Genomic DNA, 24762 nt, shown 5'->3' with positions numbered 1-24762 from the left:
ATCTCCCGGTGTGCTGTTCTACACTTTAGAGAACAGAAAATTGTCAGGAGAGAGGTATGTCCGGACGTATTAATGTGGTGCAGGGTGATATCACCCGTATCGATACCGACGTCATCGTCAACGCCGCCAACCCTTCGCTGATGGGCGGCGGTGGGGTCGATGGCGCTATCCATCGTGCCGCCGGCCCTTCGTTGCTGGCCGCGTGTAAAGTGGTGCGCCAGCAGCAGGGCGAATGTCAGCCAGGCCATGCGGTGATCACCGAAGCAGGCGATCTCGCAGCGAAAGCCGTCATCCATACCGTGGGGCCCATCTGGCGCGGCGGGCACGATAACGAACCGCAGCTGCTGGCGGATGCGTATCGCAACAGCCTGGAGCTGGTGACGGCCAATGGCTATAACAGCGTGGCGTTCCCGGCCATCAGCACCGGCATCTACGGTTATCCAAAAGCGGCGGCGGCGCAAATCGCCTTCGAGACCGTTTCAGACTATCTCACCAGGCGCCCGCAACCGAAGCAGGTATACTTTGTCTGCTATGACGAAGAAAACTTCCTGCTTTACCAGCGGTTACTGGGACAATACGACGAATAGCCGGGCGCATAACACCCGGCTCGGACGCGCTATTGCGCCGACCACGGCCCAGCATCCTCACCACAGCGGTTTACATCCGCTCGATGACAGTCTCGACGCCTTCGCCGCCCGCTATCTTCTGGCGGAGATGGCGGAGCAGACTATCGACGTTCAGTACTATATCTGGGAAGACGATATGTCCGGGCGGCTGCTGTTCGGCGCGCTGCTGGCGGCGGCGCGACGCGGCGTGCGGGTGCGTATTCTGCTGGATGATAACAATACGGTGGGCATGGACAGCACGCTGCGGCTGCTGAACGCCCATCCGAATATCGAAATTCGCCTCTTTAATCCTTTCTCTTTCCGTACTTTGCGCGCGCTGGGCTATCTCACCGATTTCGCCAGGCTCAACCGCCGGATGCATAACAAAAGTTTCACGGTGGATGGAGAAGTGACGATTATTGGCGGGCGTAACGTCGGCGATGCCTATTTCGGCGCGGGCGAACAGCCGCTGTTCTCCGATCTCGACGTGCTGGCAATTGGCCCGGTGGTGGCGGATGTCACGCAGGATTTCGAGCGCTACTGGCGCAGCCGGTCAGTCTCGACGCTGGATAATGTGCTGGATGTTGAGGCGGAAGAAATCGACGCCCGCGTCCAGTTGCCGCCGCACTGGAAGGACGATCCTGTGGCGCAGCGTTACCTGGAGCGCCTGGAGAGCACGCCGTTTGCGAGCTATATCGAAACCCGCACGCTACCGCTGGTGTGGGCCAAAACCCGCCTGTTAAGCGACGATCCGCGCAAAGGGCAGGGGAGAGCGCGCAAAAATACGCTCCTGCCGCAGCGCATGATGACGCACATCGGCGAGCCTAAAACGCAGTTCGACATTATCTCCTCCTATTTTGTCCCGACCCGCGGCGGCGTGGCGATGCTGCTGGCGCTGCGCCGTAAAGGCGTGAAAATTGCGATCCTGACCAATTCGCTGGCGGCGAATGACGTCGCGGTCGTTCACGCCGGTTACGCGCGCTGGCGTAAAAAATTGCTGCGTCACGGCGTGGAACTGTACGAGCTGAAACCGACGCGTGATGCCGGGCGCGTGCCGCACGACCGCGGCCTGACCGGGAACTCTGGCTCCAGCCTGCATGCCAAAACGTTCAGCGTGGATAACAATCAGGTGTTTATCGGCTCGTTTAATTTCGATCCGCGCTCGGCGATGCTCAATACCGAAATGGGTTTTGTCATTGAAAGCGAAACGCTGGCGGGCGCGATTCATAAGCGTTTTACGCGCACGCGGCGCGAGGCAGCCTGGGCGCTACGGCTCGACCGCTGGGGGCGCATCAACTGGATAGAAGAGAAAGACGGTCAGGAGATTATCTGGAAAAAGGAGCCGAAAACGCGGTTCTGGCAGCGCCTGCTGGTGCGCCTGGTGTACCGTCTGCCGGTTGAGTGGATGCTCTGAACACACGCGCCTTGCGGCGCGTGTCATGATCACCCCGTCGCGGTTCCCGGCGACGGGGTTTTATTTTGCGGTTTGCCTGAGAAGAGAAACCGCAGCAGCGGAATGCGCAGATGCGCTTCATACAACACCACCGCAATTCCAATCACAAACACCAGTCCGGCGATAAAGCCCAGCGCGTTTGAATGAATGTGCGGCGTAATATACGCGCCGAAGAACAGCGTCAGCGGGTGGTGCACCAGATAGATAAACAGCGAGGCGTTAACGAAATAGGTGACGCGCGCCGATTTGAAATTCAGCAGGCGATGGCCCAGCGAGAACACCACATTCACCATCCACAGCCCCATCAGCATGCTGATGACGTTGTCGGTTTCATACATCCAGGCGTCGCCGCTGCCATAACGCTGGTTCAGCAGATAGGCGACAAAAGCCGCCGCCGCGCCCAGCGCGCAGCCTGGCGAGAAGGTGGTAAAGCGGTTTTTCAGCGAGGCGTGTTTAAACGCCAGCGCGCCGAGAATAAAGAACGGCGAATAAAAGAGGGTTTGCATCACCACAAAATTAAACAGCCCGTCGCTTAATATCGGCGCGTAAACGATAAAAATAAGACGGCGGAGTGCGGCAAACGCGACCCCGAAAAGTAAAAACAGCGCTGAGAGTTTTCCTAATGTCAGGCGTTCCGCCAGCGCCGCGCTTTTCCCTTCCGGGGCGTTTTTCACCCACTGAAATATCAGCAGACCGAGCGTCGTGAAAACCACCAGCACTAATAAAAACCATAAATGCGAGGTGAGTTCCCATACCAGCGTGTTGAATTTTTCATAGCCGGAAAGCGTCTGCCACGTTTCCGTGCGGCCTTTAACATATTGCAGCATCAAAAATTGCGGCAGCGTCAGCAGCGGAATGGCGGTCAGCATCGGAATGCCGACGCGCTCCACGCGCACCTTCCACCAGCGTTTGCGCGGGTAGCGCAGGAATAGCATGTAGGAGAAATACCCTGAAATAACAAAGAAAACTTGCATGCGGAAAGCGTGGATAAAATCGTTGAACAGCGTCAGGCCCACCGACGGGGTCAGGCTGTTGACGTGCCACTGATGCGTGGAATAAATCAGCGAAATATGAAACGGGATGCCAAGCAGCATCAACCATGCGCGTATGGAATCGAGAAAAAATTCTCTCTGTGTCGATGTCGTCATATCACTCCATAAAATCTCGGACTATTCGCCTTATCCCTCAGGCTGATTCTGTTTTAGATTCGGCCCCCACCCTACAGGAAGGCCGACACGCAGTCTCCAGGACAAATTCGCAAAGCGAAAATGGCGCGCATTCATTTGTTTAATCACTGAGCCGACGTGCTGAACAAAGCGGGGATTGTGTTGTCGGAAACCGCAAGTTTCCATTAAAATGGATCGGATTGATTTAAGCACACAAAGGGGGAAGTGCTTAGTTATATGAAACATAAAACACAGATGATGAAAATGGGTTGGCTGGGTGCAGCAGTAATGTTGTCACTTTATACCACTTCGGGTTGGGCCTTCACTATCGATGACGTCGCAAAACAGGCGAAATCCTTAGCGGGCAAGAGCTATGAAGCGCCGAAAAGCAACCTGCCCTCCGTTTTCCGCGACATGAAATACGCGGACTACCAACAGATCCAGTTCAATCACGACAAAGCCTACTGGAGCAAAATCAAAACCCCGTTCAAGCTTGAATTCTACCATCAGGGTATGTACTTCGACACGCCGGTTGCCCTTAACGAGGTGACGGCCAATACCGTTCGCAAAATTAAGTACAACCCGGATTATTTTAATTTCGGCAATGTGCAGCACGACAAAGACACCGTCAAAGACCTGGGCTTCGCCGGTTTCAAAGTGCTCTACCCGATCAACAATAAAGATAAAAACGACGAAATCGTCAGCATGCTGGGCGCGAGCTACTTCCGCGTGATTGGCCAGGGCCAGGTTTATGGACTTTCCGCGCGCGGCCTGGCTATCGACACTGCGTTACCGTCCGGCGAAGAGTTCCCGCGCTTTCGCGAGTTCTGGATTGAGCGTCCGAAACCGACCGACAAACGCCTGACAATTTTCGCGCTGCTGGATTCTCCACGCGCAACCGGCGCCTATCGCTTCATCATCACCCCCGGTCGCGATACGGTTGTGGATGTGCAGTCGAAAGTTTACCTGCGCGATAAAGTGGGCAAACTGGGCGTCGCGCCGCTGACCAGTATGTTCCTCTTCGGGCCGAACCAGCCGTCGCCGGCCACCAACTACCGTCCGGAACTGCACGACTCCAACGGGCTCTCCCTGCACGCCGGTAATGGCGAGTGGATCTGGCGCCCGCTGAATAACCCGAAACACCTCGCCGTCAGCGCGTTCACCACCGAAAACCCGCAGGGCTTTGGTCTTCTGCAGCGCGGCCGCCAGTTCTCCCGCTTTGAAGATATCGACGACCGCTACGATCTGCGTCCGAGCGCGTGGGTTACCCCGCAAGGGCAGTGGGGCAAAGGTAAAATCGAGCTGGTGGAAATTCCGACCAACGACGAAACCAACGATAACATCGTGGCTTACTGGACGCCGGATCAGCTGCCGGAGCCGGGCAAGGAGATGAATTTTAAATACACCATCACCTTTAGCCGCGACGAAGACAAACTGCACGCCCCGGAAAACGCGTGGGTACTGCAGACGCGCCGCTCTACCGGCGACGTGAAACAGTCCAACCTGATCCGTCAGCCGGACGGCACCATCGCGTTTGTGGTGGATTACACCGGCGCCGAGATGCAAAAGCTGCCGGATAACACGCCGGTGACCGCGCAGGCGAGCATTGGCGATAACGGCGAGATCGTGGAAAACAGCGTGCGCTACAACCCAGTGACTAAAGGCTGGCGTATGACGCTGCGCGTGAAAATCAAAGACGCCAAGAAAACCACTGAAATGCGCGCTGCCTTGATGAATGGCGATCAGCCGCTGAGTGAAACCTGGAGCTATCAGCTACCTGCCAATGAATAAGTCTACTGAGTATATCGACCTGCTGCCGCTTTCCGATGCTGAGAAAGCGGCGCTGCCGACATCGGACATGCAGGCCCTTCATCAGGCGCTGGACGCTGAAGGACGCGTCTGGGCTCGCGAGGATGACTCCCCGCTGGGCTCGGTGAAAACGCGTCTGGAACAGCGCTGGCCAGACTCGCTCAAGGGCGATCAGCTGATCAAAGACGATGAAGGTCGCACCCAGATCCAGGCAATGCCAAAGGCAACGCGTTCCTCTATGTTCCCGGACCCGTGGCGCACCAACCCGATTGGGCGCTTCTGGGACCGTCTGCGCGGTCGCGAAGTGCTGCCGCGCTACATGGCGGGGCTGACAAAAGAAGAGCGCGCCGCGGAGCAGAAATGGCGTACGGTCGGCACCATCCGCCGTTACATCCTGCTGTTGCTGACGTTGTCTCAGACCGTCGTCGCCACCTGGTATATGAAAACCATTCTGCCGTATCAGGGTTGGGCGCTGATCAACCCGGCGGACATGATGGGCCAGGACTGGCTGGTGTCGCTGATGCAACTGCTGCCGTATGTGCTGCAAAGCGGCATCCTTATCCTGTTCGCCATCCTGTTCTGTTGGGTGAGCGCCGGTTTCTGGACGGCGCTGATGGGCTTCTTGCAACTGCTTATCGGCAAAGATAAGTACAGTATCTCCGCCTCGACGGTGGGGGATGAGCCGATAAACCCTGAGCATCGCACCGCGCTTATCATGCCTATCTGTAACGAAGACGTGGATCGCGTCTTCGCGGGCCTGCGCGCGACCTGGGAGTCGGTGAAAGCCACCGGCCAGCAGGCGCACTTTGACGTCTATATCCTGAGCGACAGCTACAATCCGGATATCTGCGTCGCTGAGCAGAAAGCCTGGATGGAGCTGATTGCCGAAGTGCAGGGCGAGGGGCAGATTTTCTATCGCCGTCGTCGCCGCCGCGTGAAGCGTAAAAGCGGCAATATCGACGATTTCTGCCGCCGCTGGGGCAACCAGTACAGCTACATGGTGGTGCTGGACGCCGACTCCGTGATGACGGGCGACTGTCTGACCGGTCTGGTGCGTCTGATGGAAGCGAACCCGAACGCCGGGATCATCCAGTCGTCGCCGAAAGCCTCCGGCATGGACACGCTCTATGCGCGCTGTCAGCAATTCGCGACACGCGTCTATGGGCCGCTGTTTACCGCAGGCCTGCACTTCTGGCAATTGGGCGAATCGCACTACTGGGGCCACAACGCGATTATCCGCGTGAAGCCGTTTATCGAGCATTGTGCGCTGGCGCCGCTGCCGGGCGAAGGTTCCTTCGCAGGCTCTATCCTCTCCCACGACTTCGTGGAAGCGGCGCTGATGCGTCGTGCGGGCTGGGGCGTGTGGATTGCCTACGATCTGCCTGGCTCGTATGAAGAGCTGCCGCCGAACCTGCTGGATGAACTCAAGCGCGACCGCCGCTGGTGTCACGGCAACCTGATGAACTTCCGTCTGTTCCTGGTTAAAGGGATGCACCCGGTTCACCGCGCGGTGTTCCTGACCGGCGTCATGTCTTACCTGTCAGCGCCGCTCTGGTTCTTGTTCCTGGCGCTCTCGACGGCGTTGCAGGTGGTACACGCGCTCACCGAGCCGCAATACTTCCTGCAACCGCGCCAGCTGTTCCCGGTGTGGCCGCAGTGGCGTCCTGAGCTTGCGATAGCGCTGTTCGCCTCCACCATGGTGCTGCTGTTCCTGCCGAAGCTGCTGAGCATCATTCTCATCTGGTGTAAAGGCCCGAAAGAGTACGGCGGCTTTTTCCGCGTCACGCTCTCTTTGCTGCTGGAAGTGCTGTTCTCGGTACTGCTGGCGCCGGTGCGTATGCTGTTCCACACGGTGTTCGTGGTGAGCGCGTTCCTCGGCTGGGAAGTGGTCTGGAACTCGCCGCAGCGTGACGACGACTCCACCCCGTGGAGCGAAGCGTTCCTGCGTCACGGCTCGCAGCTGCTGCTGGGCCTGGTGTGGGCGGTCGGTATGGCGTGGCTTGATCTGCGTTTCCTGTTCTGGCTGGCGCCTATCGTGTTCTCGCTGATCCTGTCGCCGTTCGTATCGGTGATTTCGAGCCGCGCGACCGTTGGCCTGCGCACTAAACGCTGGAAGCTGTTCCTGATCCCGGAAGAGTATTCGCCGCCGCAGGTGCTGGTGGATACCGACCGTTATCTGGTGCTCAACCGCAGCCGTTCGCTGGAAGATGGCTTCATGCACGCGGTGTTCCATCCGTCGTTTAACGCGCTGGCGACCGCCATGGCGACCGCGCGTCATCGCGCAAGCCATGTGCTGGAGATCGCCCGCGATCGTCACGTCGAGCAGGCGCTGAACGATACGCCGGAGAAACTCAACCGCGACCGCCGTCTGGTGCTGCTGAGCGACCCGGTCACGATGGCGCGTATGCACTACCGCGTCTGGGCGAACCCGCAGAGATACTCCTCCTGGGTAAGTCACTACGAGACGCTGAAGCTTAACCCACAGGCGTTAAGCACGCGCTAAGCGTGATGAAATGAAAATGCCGGCCACGAAGGCCGGCATTTTTTTGCCCGTCTGACGGGCTGTTATACTGGATGTATTACGTTAAACGCGAGGTCGCACTTGAGAATTATCGCCGTTCTGCTTGCCGTCTGGATGCTCTGCGGATGTGGCAGCATCATCAGTCGCGCCGTGCCGGGGCAGGGGCATGGCAACCAGTACTACCCCGGCGTGCAGTGGGACGTGCGGGACAGGCCGTGGCGTTTCATCCTGATGCTCGACCTGCCGTTTTCGCTTATCTTCGATACCTTGCTTCTGCCGGTCGATATGCATCACGGCCCGTATGAGTAACGCTTAGCGGGTGGTATCCCACTCATCCGCCGCGGTGCGCCCTTCTTCGGTATCCAGCGGCGGCTCCAGCTGGAACTCGCCCTCATCCCACTCATGCAGGGTATTTTCTTCCTGCCACTCCTGGCGCAGTTCAATTTCATCGAAATCGCCGTCAAACACGCTCTGCGCGGCGTCACCAGTCAACACGGTCAGGCAGTCGCCTTCGTCGGTTTCATCGGCGAAGAACTCCACCTGCCACATGATTTCCCCATCCTGCAGCACATACTTTTGCATATTGAACAGCCCGACAACCGCGTCCTCTTCTTCAATCCCCGGATTTGCGGCAAGGAACTCTTCGCGTGCTGCGTCAATGGCTTCTTCAAGCGTGGCGTACATAGTCATAGCTTACTCCCTGAACGGACATGGTTGTTTCAGGAAAGAATAGTCGAAGATTGCGGTTTGCAAGAATGAATGGAAAAAATTCGCCAGAGGCGGTGCCCGCACGCGATGCGCGGCGGGCAGTCAGGATTAATAACGTGACGGTACGCCTTCGGGGCGCGTTTTAAAGCGGCGGTGCAGCCACATATACTGATCCGGCGCCATCAGGATGCACTTCTCAATGATCTTATTCATCCAGGCGGCGGTCTCTTCGGCGCTGTCGATGGGCGGCGAGCATTCCGGCTCAAGCACAATCAGCTCGTAACCGCTGCCATCCGCTTTGCGGCGCGGTACGAACGGCACGATACTCGCTTTAGACATCTTCTCAAGCATCCATGTGCCGGAGGTCGTGGCGGCCTTATCGACGGCGAATAACGGCACAAACACGCTGTTGCGCGGGCCGTAGTCATGGTCCGGCGCATACCAGATGATCTCGCCGCCTTTCAGCGCCTTGATCATGCCTTTGAGATCCTTACGGTCGAGCATGGTTTTATTGGAGCGCAGGCGCCCCCAGGTTTGCAGCCAGTCGAGCAGCGGATTATCGTTCGGGCGATAAACCCCGATGCCTGGCGTATGCATCCCGAACATGCGCGCGCCCAGCTCCAGCGTCAGAAAATGCACGCCGATCAGCAAAATGCCTTTTTTTTGCGCCAGCAGCGTTTTGACCGGCTCAAGCCCGGATGCTTCCATCCAGCGCGCGATGCGCCAGTCAGGCCAGAACCAGGCCATGCCGGTCTCCATCAGCCCCATGCCGACAGATTCAAAGTTCTTTACCACCAGCGCCTCCCGCTCGGCTTCGCTCATCTCCGGGAAGCAAAGCTCAAGATTGCGATGCGCGATGCGCGCGCGGCGTCTCATCAGCCGCAGCGCGAGGCGGCCCATCCCGCGGCCCAGCCGCCAGATAACCGGGTAGGGCAGCAGCACAACGAGATACAGCAGGCCGATGCCAAGCCAGGTCAGCCAGTAGCGGGGGTGCAGCAGTGCGCGAGAAAATTGCGGTAAATGCGTCATGAAAATTCCATTAATTGCAGGCGAAGCCCTTTCACGGCCCGTATTGTGGCATTTTTTTGCGAACGACCAAAATTCTGTGCCTTTCGCGCCGCGCCGCCTGTCTGAAGATAAATCATCGAGAAGGAATGGAAAATGTAGCGCAAAATGTAAGGATGTAAATTAACGGTAATTGCTATATCATGCCGGCCGTCATTTATTCCCCCACCGATAGCAGGAACGTACACCATGCCAGTGTTACACAACCGCATATCGAATGAGGAACTGAGGGCGCGCATGCTGGCCGAAACCGAGCCGCGCACCACCATCTCATTCTATAAATATTTCACCATCGACGATCCGAAAGCCACGCGCGACGCGCTCTGGCAGACACTCACTGCGCTGAATGTCTTTGGCCGTATTTATCTTGCTCATGAAGGCATCAACGCGCAAATCAGCGTGCCGGAAAGTCATGTCGAGGCGTTTCGCGCCGCGCTGTACGCTTTTCATCCGGCGCTCAATGGCGTGCGTCTGAACATTGCGCTGGATGACGACGGGAAATCCTTCTGGGTGCTGCGCATGAAAGTGCGTGACCGCATTGTAGCGGACGGCATTGACGATCCGACCTTTGACGCCAGCGACGTAGGCGACTATCTCAAGGCGGCGGAAGTCAACGCCATGCTTGACGATCCCGACGCGGTATTTATCGATATGCGTAACCACTACGAATATGAAGTGGGCCATTTTGAGAACGCGCTGGAGATCCCGGCGGATACGTTTCGCGAACAGCTGCCGAAAGCCGTTGAGATGATGGAAGAGTACAGAGACAAAAAAATCGTCATGTACTGCACCGGCGGCATCCGCTGTGAAAAAGCGAGCGCATTCATGCGGCATAACGGTTTCCAGAAGGTCTGGCATATCGAGGGCGGCATCATTGAGTATGCGCGTAAAGCGCGCGAACAAGGGCTGCCGGTGCGCTTCGTCGGTAAAAACTTCGTGTTTGACGAGCGTATGGGCGAGCGCATCTCTGATGACGTGATCGCGCACTGTCACCAGTGCGGCGCGCCGTGCGACAGCCACACCAACTGTAAAAATGACGGTTGCCACCTGCTGTTTATTCAGTGCCCGGCCTGTGCGGAGAAGTTTTCCGGTTGTTGCAGCGAGGTGTGCAAGGAAGAGATGTCGCTGCCGGAAGAGGAGCAGCGTCGTCGCCGCGCGGGGCGTGAGAACGGTAATAAAATCTTTAATAAATCCCGTGGACGTCTTAATACCACGCCTGGCATTCCGGACCCGGAATAACCCGCAGGTGCAAAAAACCGGTCAACTGACCGGTTTTTTTTCGTGCCGAAGCGCGATTACTTCTGCTTCACGCCTTCAACCGAGATAATCAGATCCACGTCCTGAGACGCCGGGCCGAGATCGGTCGTGATGTTAAAGTCTTTCAGCTTGATTTTACCTTCCGCTTCAAAGCCCGCGCGCTCGCCGCCCCACGGATCTTTACCCTGGCCCAACAGTTTGGCCTCCAGCGTCACCGGTTTGGTGACCCCATTGAGGGTCAGGTCGCCGGTGATGTCCAGCTCATCGCCGTCTTTCTTCACGCTGGTGGAGGTGAAGGTAGCTTTCGGGAATTTCGCCACGTTCAGGAATTCCGCGCTGCGCAGATGTTTGTCGCGCTCGGCGTGGTTGGTGTCGACGCTGTTGGTGTTAATGGTGACGCTGACTTTGTCCGCCGCCGGATTTTTCTCATCAAACGTGAACGAGCCGTCGAAATCGCGGAACGTACCGTACAACCAGCTGTAACCCAGGTGCTGGATACGGAAGTTAACAAAGGCGTGCTGGCCTTCTTTATCGATTTTGTAATCGGCGGCAACGGCTGAGCCGGTAGTGAACAGCAGGGCACCCAGAGTGACCCCCAGCAGGCTTTTCTTCATATTTCGCTCCATGGTTAATGTGACGCTTTCCCGAGCATCCGCTTCAGGGTGACGTTTTTGTCGACAAAATGATGTTTCAGCGCGGCGGCGGCATGCGCGACCGAGAGCAGCACGACGATCCAGGCGAGCCACAGGTGAATATCGCCCGCGAGATCCGCCTGCTCGCCTGCGCCGCTGACAAGGGCCGGTACCTCAAACAGCCCGAAGACGGAAATCGGTTTGCCTTCGGCGGTTGAGATCAGATAGCCGCTGATAAGAATGGTGAACAGGATCAGATACAGCATGATATGCACCGCGACGGCGCTGTAATGCGTCAGCCGGGAATAGCTGGCCAGCGGCGGAGGCGGCGGCGAGATAAAACGCCAGACCACGCGCACCAGCAGGAAGACAAACAGAATGATGCCAATACTTTTGTGAATTTCCGGCGCCTGGTGATACCAGACATCGTAGTACCCAAGCGATACCATCCACAGCCCGAGCGCAAACATGCCGTAAACGGTCAACGCCATCAGCCAGTGAAGGAGTACCGAGAAATGTCCATATCGTGTTGGTGAGTTACGCCACTGCATGGTTATGCATCCGTCAATAAGAATGACTCAAACAGTGGCGTTTAGGGGCATGAAAAGCAAACCAAAAAAACAAAACAAATTAGTCAAATAATTTGAACAAAAGGATATATCGCATAAAAATCGCTAATTGATTCCTGATACCGCTATATCACAGGCGAATATCGATTTGCGTATTGGTTATAAAGCAAGCAGCACGAAGGGCAGGGATTGTTTAGCCGCAAAATAGTTTAGTGGTTTATCAGGTTTTGTCAGCGGGCAATCAATAATTTTGACAATAAGATGTCAAAAATTGGGGCCGGTAAGATAGTCCGGCCCGCTGCAATATCATGCAGAAGCGGCAAAGCGCGAGAGCGAGAACGGCGTCAGATCGAATGCATACGGCTTGTCGGCGGCGAACTGCGTGGCGATTTCGCCCAGTACCGAAGCGAACTTAAAGCCGTGGCCGCTCAGCCCCGTCACCAGCAGCACGTTTGGCGCATCCGGCAGGGTATCGATAATAAAATCCTCATCCGGCGTATTGTCGTAGGTGCAGGAGGCGCCATACAGGCAGCCGCCGATGCCCGGCAGGAAATGGCGCAGGAACGGGAATGCTTCCGAACCGTCGCTCGCCACCGCGCCAAACGGCACGCGCTCTTCCGGACGCGAAATTACCTGACCGCCGTTATGTTTGCCGATTTTCAGCTCATTATTTTCAGCCGGGAAACCATAAAACTGGTCGCCGTTCGGCATTTCGCCGGTAAAGGCCGGGAAACGGTTATTCGCGCTGTAGCGCCCGTCGGCCTGATACCAGGCAAAGATTTTACGCACCGGCGTCACCGGCAGGCCCGGCACCAGCCGCGAGACCCACGTACCGGCGCTGATAAGCGCCTTGCGGGCGCGATAGACGCCATCGGCGGTCGTCACGCTGACGCCGTCTGCGGTGGCGTCAAAAGCACTGACCGGGCAGTTGAAGAGCTGTGCGCAGCCCGCTTCTTCGGCAAGACGGATATAGGTGGCGATCGCCTTTTCGCTGAGCAGTACGCCGGAATTCGGTTCAAAGAGGCCGAGGTAGTTTTCCGGTAGTCGGATTTCCGGCCAGCGCGTCATAACCTCGTCACCGGTCAGTTTTTCCAGCGGCAGTTGCCAGCGTGCGGCGCTGTCAGCGACATTCGCCAGAAATTCGGAATCCGCGGGGCCGACATTAATCACGCCGGTACGCTCGAAAATACGCTCGCCGCCGAGTTCTGTCAGCTCATCCCACAGCGCCTGAGCGCGCAGTACCAGCGGCACATAACGCTCGCCTTCGCCGTAAGCGTGACGGATAAGACGTGTGTCGCCGTGGTGGCTGCCTTCCTGATGGGGCGGATGGGCGCTGTCTATCATTAATACGTTAAGCCCGGCGCGAGTCGCGTAATAACCGGCCGCTGCGCCTGTTGATCCGCTACCGATGATAATCAGATCGTATTCCATGAAATTACTCCGTGAAAACCATTGGTTAGCAGAGTAATTAAGAGCAGGACAATTCTCAAGCAGGAAAAAATAAAGGCACCCCGGAGGATGCCTTTGAGTTTTAAGAAAAGCACGTTATCAGTGCTTGCGATAATCGCTTTCCTGGTACTCACCGGATTCAATTTTTGCAATGCCGGCTTCTAAGATAGAAATAAATTGTCTTGCTACATCGGTCGTTAGCCATAATGTCTGGCCGACTTCGGTCGCTTCGCGATCCACTTGCGGAGAGGATTGATAGTGCAACCGCAGCATCAGTGCGTCATAGCTATCGACGGTGCTGATGTCCCATCCAACAAGGGGATGCGTCTGTATTACTTCATTTTTTTCCATCATAACCCCCTTTATACGTGTTTATAGACAACGACTCATGAGGTTCAATGCGGCTTTTCTTATCTCTGAAGCAAATAAAGTATATCAACCAATAAAGGAAAATGGGGCAGAAATAAATACCCTGACACACATTTTTTTCGAGATTTTGAATTCACTGAACAATAAAACGGCAAATTATTCGCAAATTTTTGTTAAGAGAGTCGATCAATGAGATAAATGCTTAAAAGGGAAAAAACGCGCTATCGCAGAAAAAGGCAGGACAAATATAAAAAACCGGGCGGCGAAGCCCGGAAAAACTGACACCATAGAGAAGACAGTTATGAGGGTTAATCAGTGGTAAACCAGTCGTCAGCGCTCTCCCAGGTTTCCTGAAGAATTTCGCTGATGCGATCTTTATCTTCTTTCGCGCCACCCAGCACCGACAGTTGATTAGCGGCGGCATAGCGCACGCTGACATGATTCGGCATTTCCGGATAATGGCTTTCAATACGGCGGGATAGCTCGCAGGCCAGCGCGTCGATAGCGCCCGGCGGCAGCGGCGTGGTTTTGGCGATAGTCACTTCAATACGCATAACAACCCCCTGTTAATCATACTGTATATATATACAGGCTTGCCGGGCGACATGCAACAGGGGGTGTGATTTTTTTAGCGTGCGCTTAGCGTTTTACCGTCCAGCGCACCGCTTCACCGGCGAGGAACGGCACCAGCGTATCGTCGGCGACAGTTATCGTTTCCGGCATGACGCCTTCTTCACGCGCCAGCGTCACGGTATCTTCATTCACCGGCAGGCCGTAAAAACGCGGGCCGTTAATCGAGGTAAACGCCTCAAAGTGCGCCAGCGCGTTCATCTCTTCAAACACGGTGGCGTACGCCCCCAGCGCCGAAGGCGCGTTGAAGCAGCCCGCGCAGCCGCAGCTGGCCTCTTTACGATGGCGCGCATGCGGGGCGGAGTCGGTGCCGAGAAACACGCGATCGCAGCCGCTCGCGACCAGTTCGCGCAGCGCCTGCTGGTGTACGTTACGCTTGAGGATCGGCAGGCAGTAAAGATGTGGACGAATGCCGCCTGCGAGCATGTGGTTGCGGTTAAACATCAGGTGCTGCGGCGTAATAGTGGCCCCGAGCAGCGTGTTGCCCTCGCGTACGTAGTCGGCCGCGTCTTTGGTGGTAATGTGCTCAAAGACCACTTTCAGCCCCGGCAGACGTTGTCTGAGCGGCTCCATAACCGTCTCGATAAACCGCGCTTCGCGATCGAAAATATCGACATCGCTGTGGGTCACTTCGCCATGCACCAGCAGCGGCATGCCGAGTTTCTCCATTCGCTCCAGCACCGTCATGATGTTATCGATGCTGGTCACGCCGTGGCTGGAGTTCGTCGTGGCGTTTGCCGGGTAGAGCTTGGCGGCGGTAAAGACGCCTTGCTGAAAACCGCGCTCCAGCTCGTCCGCATCCAGTGTGTCGGTCAGGTAGCAGGTCATCAGAGGTTCAAACGTGTGGTGTTCCGGCACGGCGTCGAGAATGCGCTGGCGGTAGGCGATAGCGGCTTCCACGGTCGTGACCGGCGGCGCCAGGTTTGGCATGACGATAGCGCGCCCGTAAGTTTCGCTGGTGTAAGGCACGACGGTTTTCAGCATGTCGCCATCGCGCAGATGAACATGCCAGTCGTCAGGGCGGCGGATAGTTAAAACCTGGGGTTGTGCAGTCATGGAAGGCTCCGGCTTGGGGAAACAGTCAGTAATGGCTGGTTTTATGCCGGGCACTAAGGATAAGCGTAAACGTTTTCCTTTGCATCCTTTTCCTGAAAATTCGGGGGCGTCGCGCCCCCGGTATCACATTAATCAGTCAGTGGGATCACGATTTCGCCAGGCTTCACTTCCAGCCCTTTGGCGAATTTCTTCGCCAGCGCTTCGCCCTGGGTGCGGTCTTCGCTCAGCACGTAAGCCGGGCGCTGTTCGAAGTAACTGCGCAGCGATTTGTTCAGATAGGGCATCAGGGTTTCCAGCACCGGCGCCATTTTGTCCGGCGTGATGCTGCTGTCGACGACTTCCATCTCGCGCAGATAAATAGCGCCTTTTTCTTTATCAAACGTTGGCAGGGCTTTCAGTTTCAGCTTTACCAGCGCTTTCTGGTTACCGAAAAGCGATGTCATATCGAGACTCGCATCGCCGTTGAGCGTGATTTTATTCGGCTCTTCACGGCCAATCGCGCTGTTCAGGTTGGTCAGGACGATATGCGCGTCGGCAAGACCCGGCACGCCGATATCTTTGGCGTAGTTATTGCGCTTTTGCAGCGCCTGGTTGATGTCCTGTTCGGTGACGGTGTATTGCGTGAGCTGGTTACATCCCACCAGCAAGCCGCTGACGATAAGTGCCGCGGCGACTAACATTTTTTTCATGAGCTTCCCTCGTTCTGGTGCTGTCGGGCGATCCTGACACAAAGCAGGATGCCCCGCCAGTGGAAGCGGCAAAAGCGGATTCGGCTTAAAACGCCGGTGGAGGCCACCGGCGGGATCGTCAGATAGCCATTCTGGAGAGCAGATTAATTTGCGTCTGCTTGGCCATGTTGTCGCGATAGTCCGCGACGCGGGTAGGGTAGTTGACGCCAGCGACCAGCGTCAGATTGCGCAGCAGCGGGAAAAGATGAATGTCATCTTCAGAGAGTTCGCCGTTCACGGCGTTCGGCTGGACGATAAGCTTGTCGAGCGCGCGCAGGTCGTCGCTGATGTTTTTAATCAGCCCGGCGGAGTGGGCCATATGGTCGTCAAAGGAGCCAATCGCCGCCTCTTTTTTCTCGGTAAAGTAACGACGCGCTTCAGGCGTGGCGAACTCATCGAACGGGGCTTTGGCAAAGCGCGGCAGCAGCAGACGGTTAATGTAGCCGTTAACGCGGCGCAGCCACTCTTCAATCGCCGGGTTGCGCTTGCCGGTGAGCAGCGGTTTGCCATCAAGATTATCGACGTAGTGAACGATATCCATGCTTTCCGGCAGGTAGCGGCTGTCGTCTTTTTGCAGAATCGGGGCCATTTTCTGGCCTATCATGCGGGTGGGAGTGGCTTCGTCATCGTTCGACATCACGATAAGCTCTACCGGAAGGTTTTTGAGCCCGAAAATCATGCGCGCTTTCAGACAGAACGGACAGTGATCGTAAATATATAACTTCACGTTTCTCCTCCTGCTCAGGTTACTGATTTTTCAGTATGGTGGAGAATACGCCGGGGAGCAAATCGCTCCCCGGCTCTTAACTTTCCTGCTCCACCAGCCCCGGCGCGAGCCGTTTCTGACTGAACTGCCACCAGAGCATCAGGAACGTCCCGACACCTATCACGCCAAGCATCGCCCAGGGCAGCTCGGGCGTATTCAGCGTGCGGCCGATGTCAAACAGCCAGCCGCCGCCCGCGTAGCCAAGCGCGCCGCCAAAGGCGAGGCCCAGGCGGCTGAAGCCCATATAGCTGCCGCGCGCACGGGCGTCGGCCAGCGACGCGCTCAGCGTTTCGCGCGCTGGCTCGGCGATAATCGAGCCGATATAAAAGAGGCAAATTAAGGTAAACAGCTGTTGCAGGTTGCTCGCAAGACCGATCGGCACCAGGCTGAACGTCATCACCAGCAGCCCGGCCATCAGACGCTGTTCAAGGCGAAAGCGCTTTTCGCTCCAGCGCGCCAGCGGATAGAGCAGCGTCAGCGACAGCACGGCTTCAATGGCGTACATCCATTTCACCGCCGCCGGTTCGCCCGCGATATCGTTCACCATCACCGGCAGCATGAGCATTACCTGCACCGCCAGCATGTAATAACCGGTCAGCGTCAGCACATAGGTGACGAAGCGCTTATCGCGCAGCACGCGGCCCATGCCTTCGCGCAGCGGCGTGCGCACTGTGGAGAGCTTCCAGTCAGGCAACAGCCAGGCGTTAAAGCCCGCGCAGAGCACAAACAGCAGCGCGCCGACGCCGCACACCAGCCGGAAATCATATTGCAGCAGCCAGCTGCCGATAAGCGCGCCCGTCACGGCGCCCGCGCTGTCCTGCATCATCAGCAGGGAGAAAAAGCGACCGCGCTCCTGGGGGCGTACCAGCTTGACGACCAGCGCCGATCGCGGCGGGTCGAAAAGCGTGCCGCCAAGCCCGGAGAGTATGCAGGAGAGCCACAGCACCCACGGCTCATGGGCGACCGCCATGGTCGCAAATCCCGCAGCGCGCAGCAGCATGCCGGTGACGATCATCGGCCGCGCGCCGAGACGGTCGGCGATGGCGCCGCCGAAAATCCCCAGCCCTTGCTGAACGAGCTGGCGCAGACCGAGCGCGATACCCACCATCAGCGCGGCCCAGCCGAGGCTGTCGACGAAGCGAATGGAAATAAGTGGAAAGACGACAAAAAAGCCCAGAACCACGAGCATGTTATCAATTAACAGGAAATATTTACCCAGGCTCCTTGCCTGCGACACGCTGGACATTTCCCCTCCAGGGAAAAAGCGAAGAGACCGTACTATCTTACGGCCTGGCGTACGAGGTGGTGATGTTTTGCGCGACAATATTTTTTTATCGATCGCTATGATTGATTGATGAAATTCATCGTGAAGCCGTGTAGCGCGTTAAAGAATGGCATGTTGCTGTTTTCACTGTTTTGTTCGGCGCGGTTATAGTAAAACGTAATGCCCGCGACGGCGCGCTGTCCGGGGCTGGAGTGAGGAATAATGCCGAGAAAGGAGCAGGGTATCGATGTTTGGCTACCGAAGTAACGTGCCGAAAGTAAGATTAACGACAGACCGCCTGGTGGTGCGTCTGGTGCACGATCGCGACGCATGGCGGCTGGCGGATTACTACGCCGAGAATCGCCAGTTCCTGAAGCCCTGGGAACCCATTCGCGATGAAAGCCATTGCTACCCGTCGGGCTGGCAGGCGCGGCTTGGCATGATTAACGAACTCCACAAGCAGGGCAACGCCTTCTATTTTGCGCTGCTCGATCCGGACGAACATGAAATCCGCGGCGTCGCTAATTTTTCCAATGTGGTGCGCGGCTCGTTCCACGCCTGCTATCTCGGCTATTCGCTGGGTGAAAAGTGGCAGGGGCAGGGCCTGATGTTTGAAGCGCTCACCAGCGCCATTCGCTATATGCAGCGCAGCCAGCATATGCACCGGATCATGGCCAACTATATGCCGCATAACCAGCGCAGCGGCGATTTGCTGGCGCGCCTCGGTTTTGAAAAAGAAGGCTATGCCAAAGATTACTTACTGATTGACGGCGTCTGGCGCGATCACGTGCTGACCGCGCTCACCGCGCGCGAATGGACGCCGGGGCGTTGAGGAGAAAACCATGAAACATCAGTTCAGCGCGCTGGAAGCGCGTGTTATCGGCTGCATGCTGGAAAAGCAGGTCACCACGCCAGAGCAATACCCGCTCTCGGTCAATGGCGTGGTCACGGCCTGCAACCAGAAGACCAACCGCGAGCCGGTGATGAACCTGAGCGAGGCGCAGGTGCAGGAGACGCTGGATCAGCTGGTCAAACGTCATTATCTGCGCACCGTCAGCGGCTTCGGCAACCGCGTGACCAAGTATGAGCAGCGCTTCTGCAATTCCGAATTTGGCGATTTAAAATTCTCGCCCGCCGAAGTGGCGCTGGTCACGACCCTGCTGCTGCGCGGCGCGCAGACGCCGGGCGAGCTGCGCAGTCGTGCGGCGCGCATGCATGAATTCAGCGATACGGCGGCGCTTGAAAGCGCGCTGGAGACGCTCTCAACCCGCGACGACGGCCCGTTTGTGACGCGGCTTGCGCGCGAGCCGGGCAAGCGCGAGAGCCGCTACATGCATCTCTTCTGCGGCGAGCCGGATGCCGCAGCGCTTGTCGCGCACGACGAAAACACCGGCGCGGATACCGACGCCTTAACGGCGCGCGTCGACGCGCTGGAGCTTGAGGTGGCGGAACTGCGCGAGCGCCTCGAATCACTGTTAGGTCATCTGGGAGAATAATCGTGGCGAAATTACGCGTTGGGGTGGTCGGGCTTGGCGGCATTGCGCAAAAAGCCTGGCTGCCGGTGCTGTCACAGGCGACGGACTGGACGCTCACGGGAGCATTTTCCCCGACGCGCGCCAAAGCGCTGCCAGTATGCGAGGCGTACCGGATACCATATATCGATTCGCTGCAGGCGCTTGCCGCGCAGTGCGACGCGGTATTCGTGCACAGCGCTACAAGCAGCCACTATCAGGTGGTGAGCGAACTGCTAAACGCGGGCGTGCATGTCTGCGTCGATAAACCGCTGGCGGAGAATCTCGCCGATGCCGAGCGTCTGGTGACGCTCGCGAAGCAGCGCAACCTGACGCTGATGGTTGGCTTCAACCGTCGTTTCGCGCCGCTCTATCGCGATTTGAAAAACGCGCTGGGCGCAGGGGCGTCGCTGCGTATGGATAAACATCGCGCCGACAGCGTCGGCCCCCACGATCTGCGCTTTACGCTGCTGGATGATTATCTGCATCTGGTGGATACCGCGCTGTGGCTCGGCGGCGGCGAGGCGACGCTTGCAAGCGGCGCGTTGCAGACCACCGCGCAGGGCGAAATGTGGTATGCCGAACACCATTTTCGCCGCGGCGAGCTTTCCATCACCACCAGCATGCACCGGCGCGCGGGTAGCCAGCGCGAGTGGGTGCAGGCGGTGACTGACGGCGCGCTGATCGACGTGACCGATATGCGCGAGTGGCGCGAAGAGCGCGGCGCAGGCGTGGTGCAGCGGCCGGCGCCCGGCTGGCAGAGCACGCTTGAACAGCGCGGCTTTGCAGGCTGCGCGCGCCATTTCATCGACTGCGTGCAGAATCAGACGGTTCCGGAAACCGCGGGCGAGCAGGCGCTCCTTGCCCAGCGCGTGGTGGAGCGGCTGTGGCGCGAGGCCATGCGCGAGTAACCGCGGCGCGCATCTGCCAGTAGTATTTCCCTTTCAGTCGAGTAGACTAAGCGCTTCGCTGAAAAGCCCCTGACGCCTGCCTTGCAGGCGTCGGTGTTTATGGGAAAGAACAACAATGAATTTACTGAAGTCGCTGGCTGCGGTCAGCTCGATGACCATGTTTTCCCGCGTGCTCGGGTTTGCGCGCGACGCCATTGTGGCGCGGGTGTTTGGCGCCGGGATGGCGACCGACGCCTTTTTCGTCGCGTTCAAGCTGCCGAACCTGTTGCGACGCATATTTGCCGAAGGCGCGTTCTCGCAGGCGTTTGTGCCCATCCTCGCCGAATATAAAAGCAAGCAGGGCGAAGACGCTACGCGGGTGTTTGTGGCCTATGTCTCCGGCCTGCTGACGCTGGCGCTCTTTATCGTCACGGTCATTGGCATGCTGGCGGCGCCCTGGGTTATTCTGGTAACCGCGCCGGGCTTTGCCGATACGGCAGATAAATTCGCGCTCACTTCATCGCTTTTGCGCATTACCTTTCCTTATATTCTGCTGATTTCGCTGGCCTCGCTTGCGGGCGCCATCCTCAACACCTGGAACCGCTTTTCGGTGCCGGCGTTTGCGCCGACGTTTCTGAATGTCAGCATGATAGGCTTTGCCCTTTTCGCCGCGCCGTATTTTAACCCGCCGGTGCTGGCGCTCGCCTGGGCGGTCACGGTAGGCGGCGTGTTGCAGCTCGTTTATCAGCTGCCGCACCTGAAGAAAATCGGCATGCTGGTGCTGCCGCGCATTAACTTTAAAGATGCGGGCGCGATGCGCGTCATGAAACAGATGGGGCCTGCCATCCTCGGCGTCTCGGTCAGCCAGATCTCGCTTATCATCAATACGATTTTCGCCTCGTTTCTGGTTTCCGGCTCGGTCTCCTGGATGTATTACGCCGACCGCCTGATGGAGTTTCCGTCGGGCGTGCTGGGCGTGGCGCTGGGCACCATTCTGCTGCCGTCGCTGTCGAGAAGCTTCGCGAGCGGCAACCATGACGAATATTCACGTCTGATGGACTGGGGGTTGCGCCTGTGCTTTTTACTGGCGCTGCCAAGCGCGGTGGCGCTCGGCATTCTCGCGAGACCGCTGACCGTCTCGCTGTTCCAGTACGGTAAATTCTCCGGTCACGACGCGCTGATGACCCAGCAGGCGCTGGTGGCGTACTCGGTGGGGCTGATGGGGCTGATTGTCGTGAAGGTACTGGCGCCAGGGTTTTATTCACGGCAGGACATCAAAACGCCGGTGAAAATCGCCATCGTAACGCTCATCATGACGCAGGTGATGAACCTGATGTTTATCGGGCCGCTGAAACACGCGGGGCTGGCGCTTTCTATTGGTCTTGCGGCCTGTCTTAACGCGAGTCTGCTCTACTGGCAGCTGCGTAAACGCAAGATTTTCCAGCCGCAGCCGGGGTGGGGCGCATTTTTAGCGCGACTGATTATCGCGGTGCTGGTGATGTCCGCGGCGCTGTTTGGCGTCATGCAAATCATGCCGGACTGGGCGCAGGGCACGATGCCGCTACGTCTGCTGCGTCTTGCTGGTGTCGTGGTCGCAGGCGTTATCGCGTACTTCGCGACGCTGACGTTACTGGGCTTTCGCGTGCGGGATTTCGCGCGTCGTACCGCGTAAACCATACTGAACGGTTAAGCCGTACCCGTTAGAAAACGCGCCGGAGGCGTATTTCCCCGGCGCGTTTTTTTATACCCGGTTTTCTCAATGCGTTTCTTCAGATGCAAAAAAACCTTCCAGCAGGTTTACCCTGCCGGAATGGCGTTTTTTTAACCCAGGACCTTGCGGTCAGATGGCGATTTTCTTCCCGCCGCGATGCATACTCGCGGCAGTCTGCCCGTTAGCGCCGTAAAGCGCCGGCTCCTGAAGCGGTTTTAACACCGCCAGCGCCTGTGCGTTACGCGTCATCTGGCCTTCGAGCAACCAGCCGTTATGCTGGTTCAAATCGCGCAAATGCAGGGTTTTCTGAGTAATCGTCTGCCAGCGCTGCGCCATATCCGGCGGCGCGTCGCGGTGCGTATTCTGTTCGCTGCGGCGCTGCTGTTCCAGATAGTCCAGCGTGGCCAGCAACGAGCTTTTCTCTTCGGTGATGCGCTGAAGCGCACTACTGTTGAGGCTGCCCGCTGATAGCTGTTGCTGCTCCGCATCCATCACCGATTTCAGCGAATTCAGTACAGTTGTCATTTGGTCTAACAGTTCTGACAGACGGCTCATAAATTATTTATCCTGCAAGAAACTCTGAGCTTCCTGGATAAGCGCATCGGCGATTTTGCCGGTATCCATTTTCAGCTCGCCATTACGAATGGCGGCCTTCAGCGCTTCCACACGCTCAACGTTGATGTCATCAGCGCCAGGCTTCATCAGTTTTGCCTGGGCGCCGCTTAAGGTGACGCTGGCGCTACCTGCCGCCGCGGTTTCGGTCGGACGGGCTTTTGGTGCCTGCGGTTCACTGTTTTCGCGCGGTTGCACCGTACTCACTGGTTTCAGGGGTGACGTGCGTTCAATGCTCATTGATTTTTTCCTCATAGAGGGGCTCGCGGCATAGAGCCGATATTCATCGTTAGTTGATTAACTATATCGGCAGCCACAATGAATTCTTTATAAAGATTACAGGTTAATCAGAATAATCCCATCAGAACCCACGATGCCGCTTACCACCTGGCCTGAGGCCATTCTTACCCGGGCGTTTTGCGCCACCGCCGCATTGTTCAGGGCCCGGCCTTCGCCATTAATGCTAAAGCCTTCGCCGTTGGCGATAATCTGTACTTGCTGACCCGCTTTTACACGCCAGGACTGACGTACCATCGACAGCATTACCGGCTGATTTGGCGCGAGGTCACGCAGGGTAACAGCTTCGCGCGCCTGGTCAAGATTGAGCATAGCGTTTGGGGGCAGGAGATCCAGACGACCGCGCTCAAGACGCAGGTTGGATTCGTTCAGCGTGCCGCCGCGCGCGACAGGCTGGCTTGCCACCACATAGTTCCCGAAGGCCTGAACGTTGACCTGCATATACCGTTTCTGATCGCCGCACCGTACCTGCACGCTAAGGTTTCCCCACAGACGCGCATTGCCCGGCAGGCTGAAATCAGGATTGTCGCAAGTCAGTCTCTGCGGCTCCGGCGTTTTCACCGTCACCACCACCGCATCGCTAATTCCCGCCAGACGCTGCAAAAAGAAAGGCGTCAGCTGCGCGTTGAGCATATCGGCGAAAATGCCGGGGCTTAACAGCAGCAAACCCGCGGCGAGACAGAATTTCAGGCTCTTCATTGCACTTCTCCACTTTCGGAACAGGGAGGATTCTACTCTGCTCTGTTTTTGTTCAAGGCAACAAATAGCGACGCATTTTGCGTTTATTCCAACGATAACGCACGCGTGAGGAACAGTAAGCTGTGCACACTCACCAGACTAAGTGGAGGAATCATGCTCGATAAACTGGACGCCGCGCTGCGCTTTCAACAGGAAGCAATCAATTTACGCGCTCAGCGTCAGGAGATCCTGGCGGCCAATATCGCCAACGCCGATACCCCCGGTTATCAGGCGCGCGATATTGATTTCGCCAGCCAACTGAAAAAAGTGATGGATCAGGGCCGCGCGTCAGGAAGCACCATGACGCTCGCCATGACCTCATCACGCCATATACCGGCTCAGGCGTCGACCGGCGCTTCTCTTGATTTGCTGTACCGCGTGCCGGATCAGCCGTCGATGGATGGCAACACCGTCGACATGGACCGTGAGCGTACCCAGTTTGCCGACAACAGCCTGAAGTATCAGACCGATCTGCAGGTTCTTGGCGGCCAAATCAAGAGCATGATGTCCGTGCTGCAGCAACAGTAAGGGTTAAGAAGCGATGGCGCTTTTAAATATTTTCGACATTGCCGGTTCCGCGATGACCGCGCAATCCAAACGCATGAACGTGGCGGCAAGTAACCTTGCCAACGCCGACAGTGCGACCGGGCCGGATGGCCAGCCTTATCGCGCAAAGCAAGTGATTTTCCAGGTTGATGCCGCGCCAGGCGCCGCCACCGGCGGCGTAAAGGTAACGGATGTCGTGGAAAGTCAGGCGCCGGACAAACTGGTCTATGAGCCAGGCAACCCGCTGGCGGATGCCAAGGGTTATGTCCGTATGCCGAACGTTGACGTGGTCGGCGAGATGGTGAACTCCATGTCCGCCTCACGCAGCTACCAGGCCAACGTAGAAGTGCTGAACACCGTGAAAAGCATGATGCTGAAAACGCTCACGCTCGGTCAATAAAGGAGAGAGT

Annotated in this window: 27 protein-coding genes; 12 read left to right on the top strand and 15 right to left on the bottom strand. The window is 57.3% G+C overall.

Translation table 11 applies throughout. From position 1 onward, the window contains the following. Positions 1 to 56: 56 nt before the first annotated feature. Positions 57 to 587, top strand: a complete 531-nt coding sequence (ymdB, locus tag AB8W27_RS12680; protein ID WP_015740813.1) for an O-acetyl-ADP-ribose deacetylase — start codon at positions 57 to 59, stop codon at positions 585 to 587. After that, entirely contained in the window at positions 532 to 2019 is a 1488-nt protein-coding gene (locus tag AB8W27_RS12675; RefSeq protein WP_015740814.1) for a phospholipase D family protein, read from the top strand. Before ymdB ends, AB8W27_RS12675 begins: the two co-directional genes overlap by 56 nt. A 29-nt stretch (positions 2020 to 2048) precedes the next feature. On the opposite strand, the gene mdoC is transcribed toward AB8W27_RS12675, so the two are convergent. Beyond that, positions 2049 to 3206 (bottom strand): glucans biosynthesis protein MdoC, encoded by a 1158-nt coding sequence (gene mdoC, locus AB8W27_RS12670; RefSeq protein ID WP_041923423.1) that lies wholly within the window; start codon positions 3204 to 3206, stop codon positions 2049 to 2051. A gap of 273 nt (positions 3207 to 3479) precedes the next feature. Between mdoC and mdoG the strand changes: the two genes are divergently transcribed. The 3 genes from mdoG (at position 3480) to AB8W27_RS12655 (ending at position 7863) form a co-directional block, all read left to right on the top strand. Further along, complete coding sequence (gene mdoG / locus AB8W27_RS12665; RefSeq protein WP_161577233.1) at positions 3480 to 5015, top strand: glucans biosynthesis protein MdoG; 1536 nt, start codon at positions 3480 to 3482, stop codon at positions 5013 to 5015. Then, complete coding sequence (gene mdoH, locus AB8W27_RS12660) at positions 5008 to 7536, top strand: glucans biosynthesis glucosyltransferase MdoH (RefSeq protein ID WP_015740817.1); 2529 nt, start codon at positions 5008 to 5010, stop codon at positions 7534 to 7536. The genes mdoG and mdoH overlap by 8 nt, the downstream gene beginning before the upstream one ends. Positions 7537 to 7635: 99 nt before the next feature. After that, entirely contained in the window at positions 7636 to 7863 is a 228-nt protein-coding gene (locus AB8W27_RS12655) for a YceK/YidQ family lipoprotein (RefSeq protein WP_004385242.1), read from the top strand. A 3-nt stretch (positions 7864 to 7866) separates the two neighbouring features. Here AB8W27_RS12655 and AB8W27_RS12650 read toward each other — a convergent pair whose 3' ends face one another. Together AB8W27_RS12650 and AB8W27_RS12645 are read right to left on the bottom strand one after the other, a co-directional pair. After that, positions 7867 to 8244 (bottom strand): MysB family protein, encoded by a 378-nt coding sequence (locus AB8W27_RS12650; protein ID WP_015740818.1) that lies wholly within the window; start codon positions 8242 to 8244, stop codon positions 7867 to 7869. Between the two features lie 126 nt (positions 8245 to 8370). Continuing rightward, complete coding sequence (locus tag AB8W27_RS12645) at positions 8371 to 9291, bottom strand: Kdo(2)-lipid IV(A) acyltransferase (RefSeq protein ID WP_041923424.1); 921 nt, start codon at positions 9289 to 9291, stop codon at positions 8371 to 8373. A 225-nt stretch (positions 9292 to 9516) separates the two neighbouring features. Between AB8W27_RS12645 and AB8W27_RS12640 the strand changes: the two genes are divergently transcribed. Further along, a complete protein-coding gene (locus tag AB8W27_RS12640) occupies positions 9517 to 10566 on the top strand; it encodes a rhodanese-related sulfurtransferase (protein ID WP_015740821.1) in 1050 nt (349 codons plus the stop codon). A 56-nt stretch (positions 10567 to 10622) separates the two neighbouring features. On the opposite strand, the gene AB8W27_RS12635 is transcribed toward AB8W27_RS12640, so the two are convergent. The 9 genes from AB8W27_RS12635 to mdtH form a co-directional block, all read right to left on the bottom strand. Continuing rightward, positions 10623 to 11198, bottom strand: coding sequence for a YceI family protein (locus tag AB8W27_RS12635; protein WP_007866757.1), 576 nt, complete (start codon positions 11196 to 11198; stop codon positions 10623 to 10625). A gap of 14 nt (positions 11199 to 11212) precedes the next feature. Next, positions 11213 to 11767 carry a cytochrome b gene (locus AB8W27_RS12630; protein ID WP_015740822.1) on the bottom strand — a complete coding sequence of 185 codons (555 nt, stop codon included), beginning with the start codon at positions 11765 to 11767 and terminating at the stop codon, positions 11213 to 11215. A gap of 324 nt (positions 11768 to 12091) precedes the next feature. Next, positions 12092 to 13216, bottom strand: coding sequence for an N-methyl-L-tryptophan oxidase (gene solA / locus AB8W27_RS12625; RefSeq protein ID WP_015740823.1), 1125 nt, complete (start codon positions 13214 to 13216; stop codon positions 12092 to 12094). Positions 13217 to 13333: 117 nt separating this feature from the next. After that, positions 13334 to 13588 carry a biofilm formation regulator BssS gene (gene bssS, locus AB8W27_RS12620; protein ID WP_007707814.1) on the bottom strand — a complete coding sequence of 85 codons (255 nt, stop codon included), beginning with the start codon at positions 13586 to 13588 and terminating at the stop codon, positions 13334 to 13336. Positions 13589 to 13911: 323 nt separating this feature from the next. Then, positions 13912 to 14157, bottom strand: a complete 246-nt coding sequence (gene dinI / locus AB8W27_RS12615) for a DNA damage-inducible protein I (RefSeq protein ID WP_007769370.1) — start codon at positions 14155 to 14157, stop codon at positions 13912 to 13914. Between the two features lie 85 nt (positions 14158 to 14242). After that, positions 14243 to 15289, bottom strand: coding sequence for a dihydroorotase (gene pyrC / locus AB8W27_RS12610; RefSeq protein WP_015740824.1), 1047 nt, complete (start codon positions 15287 to 15289; stop codon positions 14243 to 14245). 128 nt (positions 15290 to 15417) lie between these two features. Continuing rightward, positions 15418 to 15978 carry a lipoprotein gene (locus tag AB8W27_RS12605; RefSeq protein WP_041923426.1) on the bottom strand — a complete coding sequence of 187 codons (561 nt, stop codon included), beginning with the start codon at positions 15976 to 15978 and terminating at the stop codon, positions 15418 to 15420. A gap of 118 nt (positions 15979 to 16096) precedes the next feature. Further along, positions 16097 to 16744 carry a glutaredoxin 2 gene (gene grxB / locus AB8W27_RS12600; RefSeq protein WP_041923427.1) on the bottom strand — a complete coding sequence of 216 codons (648 nt, stop codon included), beginning with the start codon at positions 16742 to 16744 and terminating at the stop codon, positions 16097 to 16099. A gap of 76 nt (positions 16745 to 16820) precedes the next feature. Beyond that, a complete protein-coding gene (gene mdtH, locus AB8W27_RS12595) occupies positions 16821 to 18029 on the bottom strand; it encodes a multidrug efflux MFS transporter MdtH (RefSeq protein WP_015740827.1) in 1209 nt (402 codons plus the stop codon). Between the two features lie 265 nt (positions 18030 to 18294). Between mdtH and rimJ the strand changes: the two genes are divergently transcribed. The 4 genes from rimJ to murJ all read left to right on the top strand — a co-directional run bounded on the left by rimJ (position 18295) and on the right by murJ (position 22120). Further along, a complete protein-coding gene (gene rimJ / locus AB8W27_RS12590; RefSeq protein WP_015740828.1) occupies positions 18295 to 18879 on the top strand; it encodes a ribosomal protein S5-alanine N-acetyltransferase in 585 nt (194 codons plus the stop codon). A 10-nt stretch (positions 18880 to 18889) separates the two neighbouring features. Then, positions 18890 to 19543, top strand: coding sequence for a YceH family protein (locus tag AB8W27_RS12585; protein ID WP_015740829.1), 654 nt, complete (start codon positions 18890 to 18892; stop codon positions 19541 to 19543). A gap of 2 nt (positions 19544 to 19545) precedes the next feature. Next, complete coding sequence (locus AB8W27_RS12580) at positions 19546 to 20469, top strand: Gfo/Idh/MocA family protein (protein WP_041923428.1); 924 nt, start codon at positions 19546 to 19548, stop codon at positions 20467 to 20469. Between the two features lie 115 nt (positions 20470 to 20584). After that, positions 20585 to 22120, top strand: a complete 1536-nt coding sequence (gene murJ, locus AB8W27_RS12575) for a murein biosynthesis integral membrane protein MurJ (RefSeq protein WP_007769395.1) — start codon at positions 20585 to 20587, stop codon at positions 22118 to 22120. Between the two features lie 168 nt (positions 22121 to 22288). Here the strand turns inward: murJ and flgN are convergent, their stop codons facing one another. From flgN to flgA, 3 genes are all read right to left on the bottom strand, one after another. Continuing rightward, positions 22289 to 22714, bottom strand: a complete 426-nt coding sequence (gene flgN / locus AB8W27_RS12570) for a flagella biosynthesis chaperone FlgN (RefSeq protein WP_007769397.1) — start codon at positions 22712 to 22714, stop codon at positions 22289 to 22291. Between the two features lie 3 nt (positions 22715 to 22717). Beyond that, positions 22718 to 23011, bottom strand: coding sequence for a flagellar biosynthesis anti-sigma factor FlgM (gene flgM, locus AB8W27_RS12565; RefSeq protein WP_004385218.1), 294 nt, complete (start codon positions 23009 to 23011; stop codon positions 22718 to 22720). A gap of 96 nt (positions 23012 to 23107) precedes the next feature. Continuing rightward, entirely contained in the window at positions 23108 to 23767 is a 660-nt protein-coding gene (gene flgA, locus AB8W27_RS12560; RefSeq protein ID WP_041923429.1) for a flagellar basal body P-ring formation chaperone FlgA, read from the bottom strand. Positions 23768 to 23920: 153 nt separating this feature from the next. Between flgA and flgB the strand changes: the two genes are divergently transcribed. Further along, positions 23921 to 24334, top strand: a complete 414-nt coding sequence (gene flgB, locus AB8W27_RS12555; RefSeq protein ID WP_004385215.1) for a flagellar basal body rod protein FlgB — start codon at positions 23921 to 23923, stop codon at positions 24332 to 24334. Between the two features lie 13 nt (positions 24335 to 24347). Further along, positions 24348 to 24752 carry a flagellar basal body rod protein FlgC gene (flgC, locus tag AB8W27_RS12550; protein WP_015740833.1) on the top strand — a complete coding sequence of 135 codons (405 nt, stop codon included), beginning with the start codon at positions 24348 to 24350 and terminating at the stop codon, positions 24750 to 24752. The last annotated feature ends 10 nt before the right edge of the window (positions 24753 to 24762 follow it).

The organism is Cronobacter turicensis (genome assembly GCF_041222865.1).
Taxonomy (GTDB): Bacteria; Pseudomonadota; Gammaproteobacteria; order Enterobacterales; family Enterobacteriaceae; genus Cronobacter; species Cronobacter turicensis.
Note: the sequence above shows the minus strand (reverse complement) of the source record. Positions and strands in the feature narration are given on the sequence as shown.

What these genes read in the sequence shown, in the direction of transcription:
- ymdB (WP_015740813.1), top strand. Translation starts at nt 57, where the DNA reads ATGTCCGGACGTATTAATGTGGTGCAGGGTGATATCACCCGTATCGAT.
- AB8W27_RS12675 (WP_015740814.1), top strand. Translation starts at nt 532, where the DNA reads ATGACGAAGAAAACTTCCTGCTTTACCAGCGGTTACTGGGACAATACG.
- mdoC (WP_041923423.1), bottom strand. Translation starts at nt 3,206, where the DNA reads ATGACGACATCGACACAGAGAGAATTTTTTCTCGATTCCATACGCGCA.
- mdoG (WP_161577233.1), top strand. Translation starts at nt 3,480, where the DNA reads ATGATGAAAATGGGTTGGCTGGGTGCAGCAGTAATGTTGTCACTTTAT.
- mdoH (WP_015740817.1), top strand. Translation starts at nt 5,008, where the DNA reads ATGAATAAGTCTACTGAGTATATCGACCTGCTGCCGCTTTCCGATGCT.
- AB8W27_RS12650 (WP_015740818.1), bottom strand. Translation starts at nt 8,244, where the DNA reads ATGACTATGTACGCCACGCTTGAAGAAGCCATTGACGCAGCACGCGAA.
- AB8W27_RS12645 (WP_041923424.1), bottom strand. Translation starts at nt 9,291, where the DNA reads ATGACGCATTTACCGCAATTTTCTCGCGCACTGCTGCACCCCCGCTAC.
- AB8W27_RS12640 (WP_015740821.1), top strand. Translation starts at nt 9,517, where the DNA reads ATGCCAGTGTTACACAACCGCATATCGAATGAGGAACTGAGGGCGCGC.
- AB8W27_RS12635 (WP_007866757.1), bottom strand. Translation starts at nt 11,198, where the DNA reads ATGAAGAAAAGCCTGCTGGGGGTCACTCTGGGTGCCCTGCTGTTCACT.
- AB8W27_RS12630 (WP_015740822.1), bottom strand. Translation starts at nt 11,767, where the DNA reads ATGCAGTGGCGTAACTCACCAACACGATATGGACATTTCTCGGTACTC.
- solA (WP_015740823.1), bottom strand. Translation starts at nt 13,216, where the DNA reads ATGGAATACGATCTGATTATCATCGGTAGCGGATCAACAGGCGCAGCG.
- bssS (WP_007707814.1), bottom strand. Translation starts at nt 13,588, where the DNA reads ATGATGGAAAAAAATGAAGTAATACAGACGCATCCCCTTGTTGGATGG.
- dinI (WP_007769370.1), bottom strand. Translation starts at nt 14,157, where the DNA reads ATGCGTATTGAAGTGACTATCGCCAAAACCACGCCGCTGCCGCCGGGC.
- pyrC (WP_015740824.1), bottom strand. Translation starts at nt 15,289, where the DNA reads ATGACTGCACAACCCCAGGTTTTAACTATCCGCCGCCCTGACGACTGG.
- AB8W27_RS12605 (WP_041923426.1), bottom strand. Translation starts at nt 15,978, where the DNA reads ATGAAAAAAATGTTAGTCGCCGCGGCACTTATCGTCAGCGGCTTGCTG.
- mdtH (WP_015740827.1), bottom strand. Translation starts at nt 18,029, where the DNA reads ATGTCCAGCGTGTCGCAGGCAAGGAGCCTGGGTAAATATTTCCTGTTA.
- rimJ (WP_015740828.1), top strand. Translation starts at nt 18,295, where the DNA reads ATGTTTGGCTACCGAAGTAACGTGCCGAAAGTAAGATTAACGACAGAC.
- AB8W27_RS12585 (WP_015740829.1), top strand. Translation starts at nt 18,890, where the DNA reads ATGAAACATCAGTTCAGCGCGCTGGAAGCGCGTGTTATCGGCTGCATG.
- murJ (WP_007769395.1), top strand. Translation starts at nt 20,585, where the DNA reads ATGAATTTACTGAAGTCGCTGGCTGCGGTCAGCTCGATGACCATGTTT.
- flgN (WP_007769397.1), bottom strand. Translation starts at nt 22,714, where the DNA reads ATGAGCCGTCTGTCAGAACTGTTAGACCAAATGACAACTGTACTGAAT.
- flgM (WP_004385218.1), bottom strand. Translation starts at nt 23,011, where the DNA reads ATGAGCATTGAACGCACGTCACCCCTGAAACCAGTGAGTACGGTGCAA.
- flgA (WP_041923429.1), bottom strand. Translation starts at nt 23,767, where the DNA reads ATGAAGAGCCTGAAATTCTGTCTCGCCGCGGGTTTGCTGCTGTTAAGC.
- flgB (WP_004385215.1), top strand. Translation starts at nt 23,921, where the DNA reads ATGCTCGATAAACTGGACGCCGCGCTGCGCTTTCAACAGGAAGCAATC.
- flgC (WP_015740833.1), top strand. Translation starts at nt 24,348, where the DNA reads ATGGCGCTTTTAAATATTTTCGACATTGCCGGTTCCGCGATGACCGCG.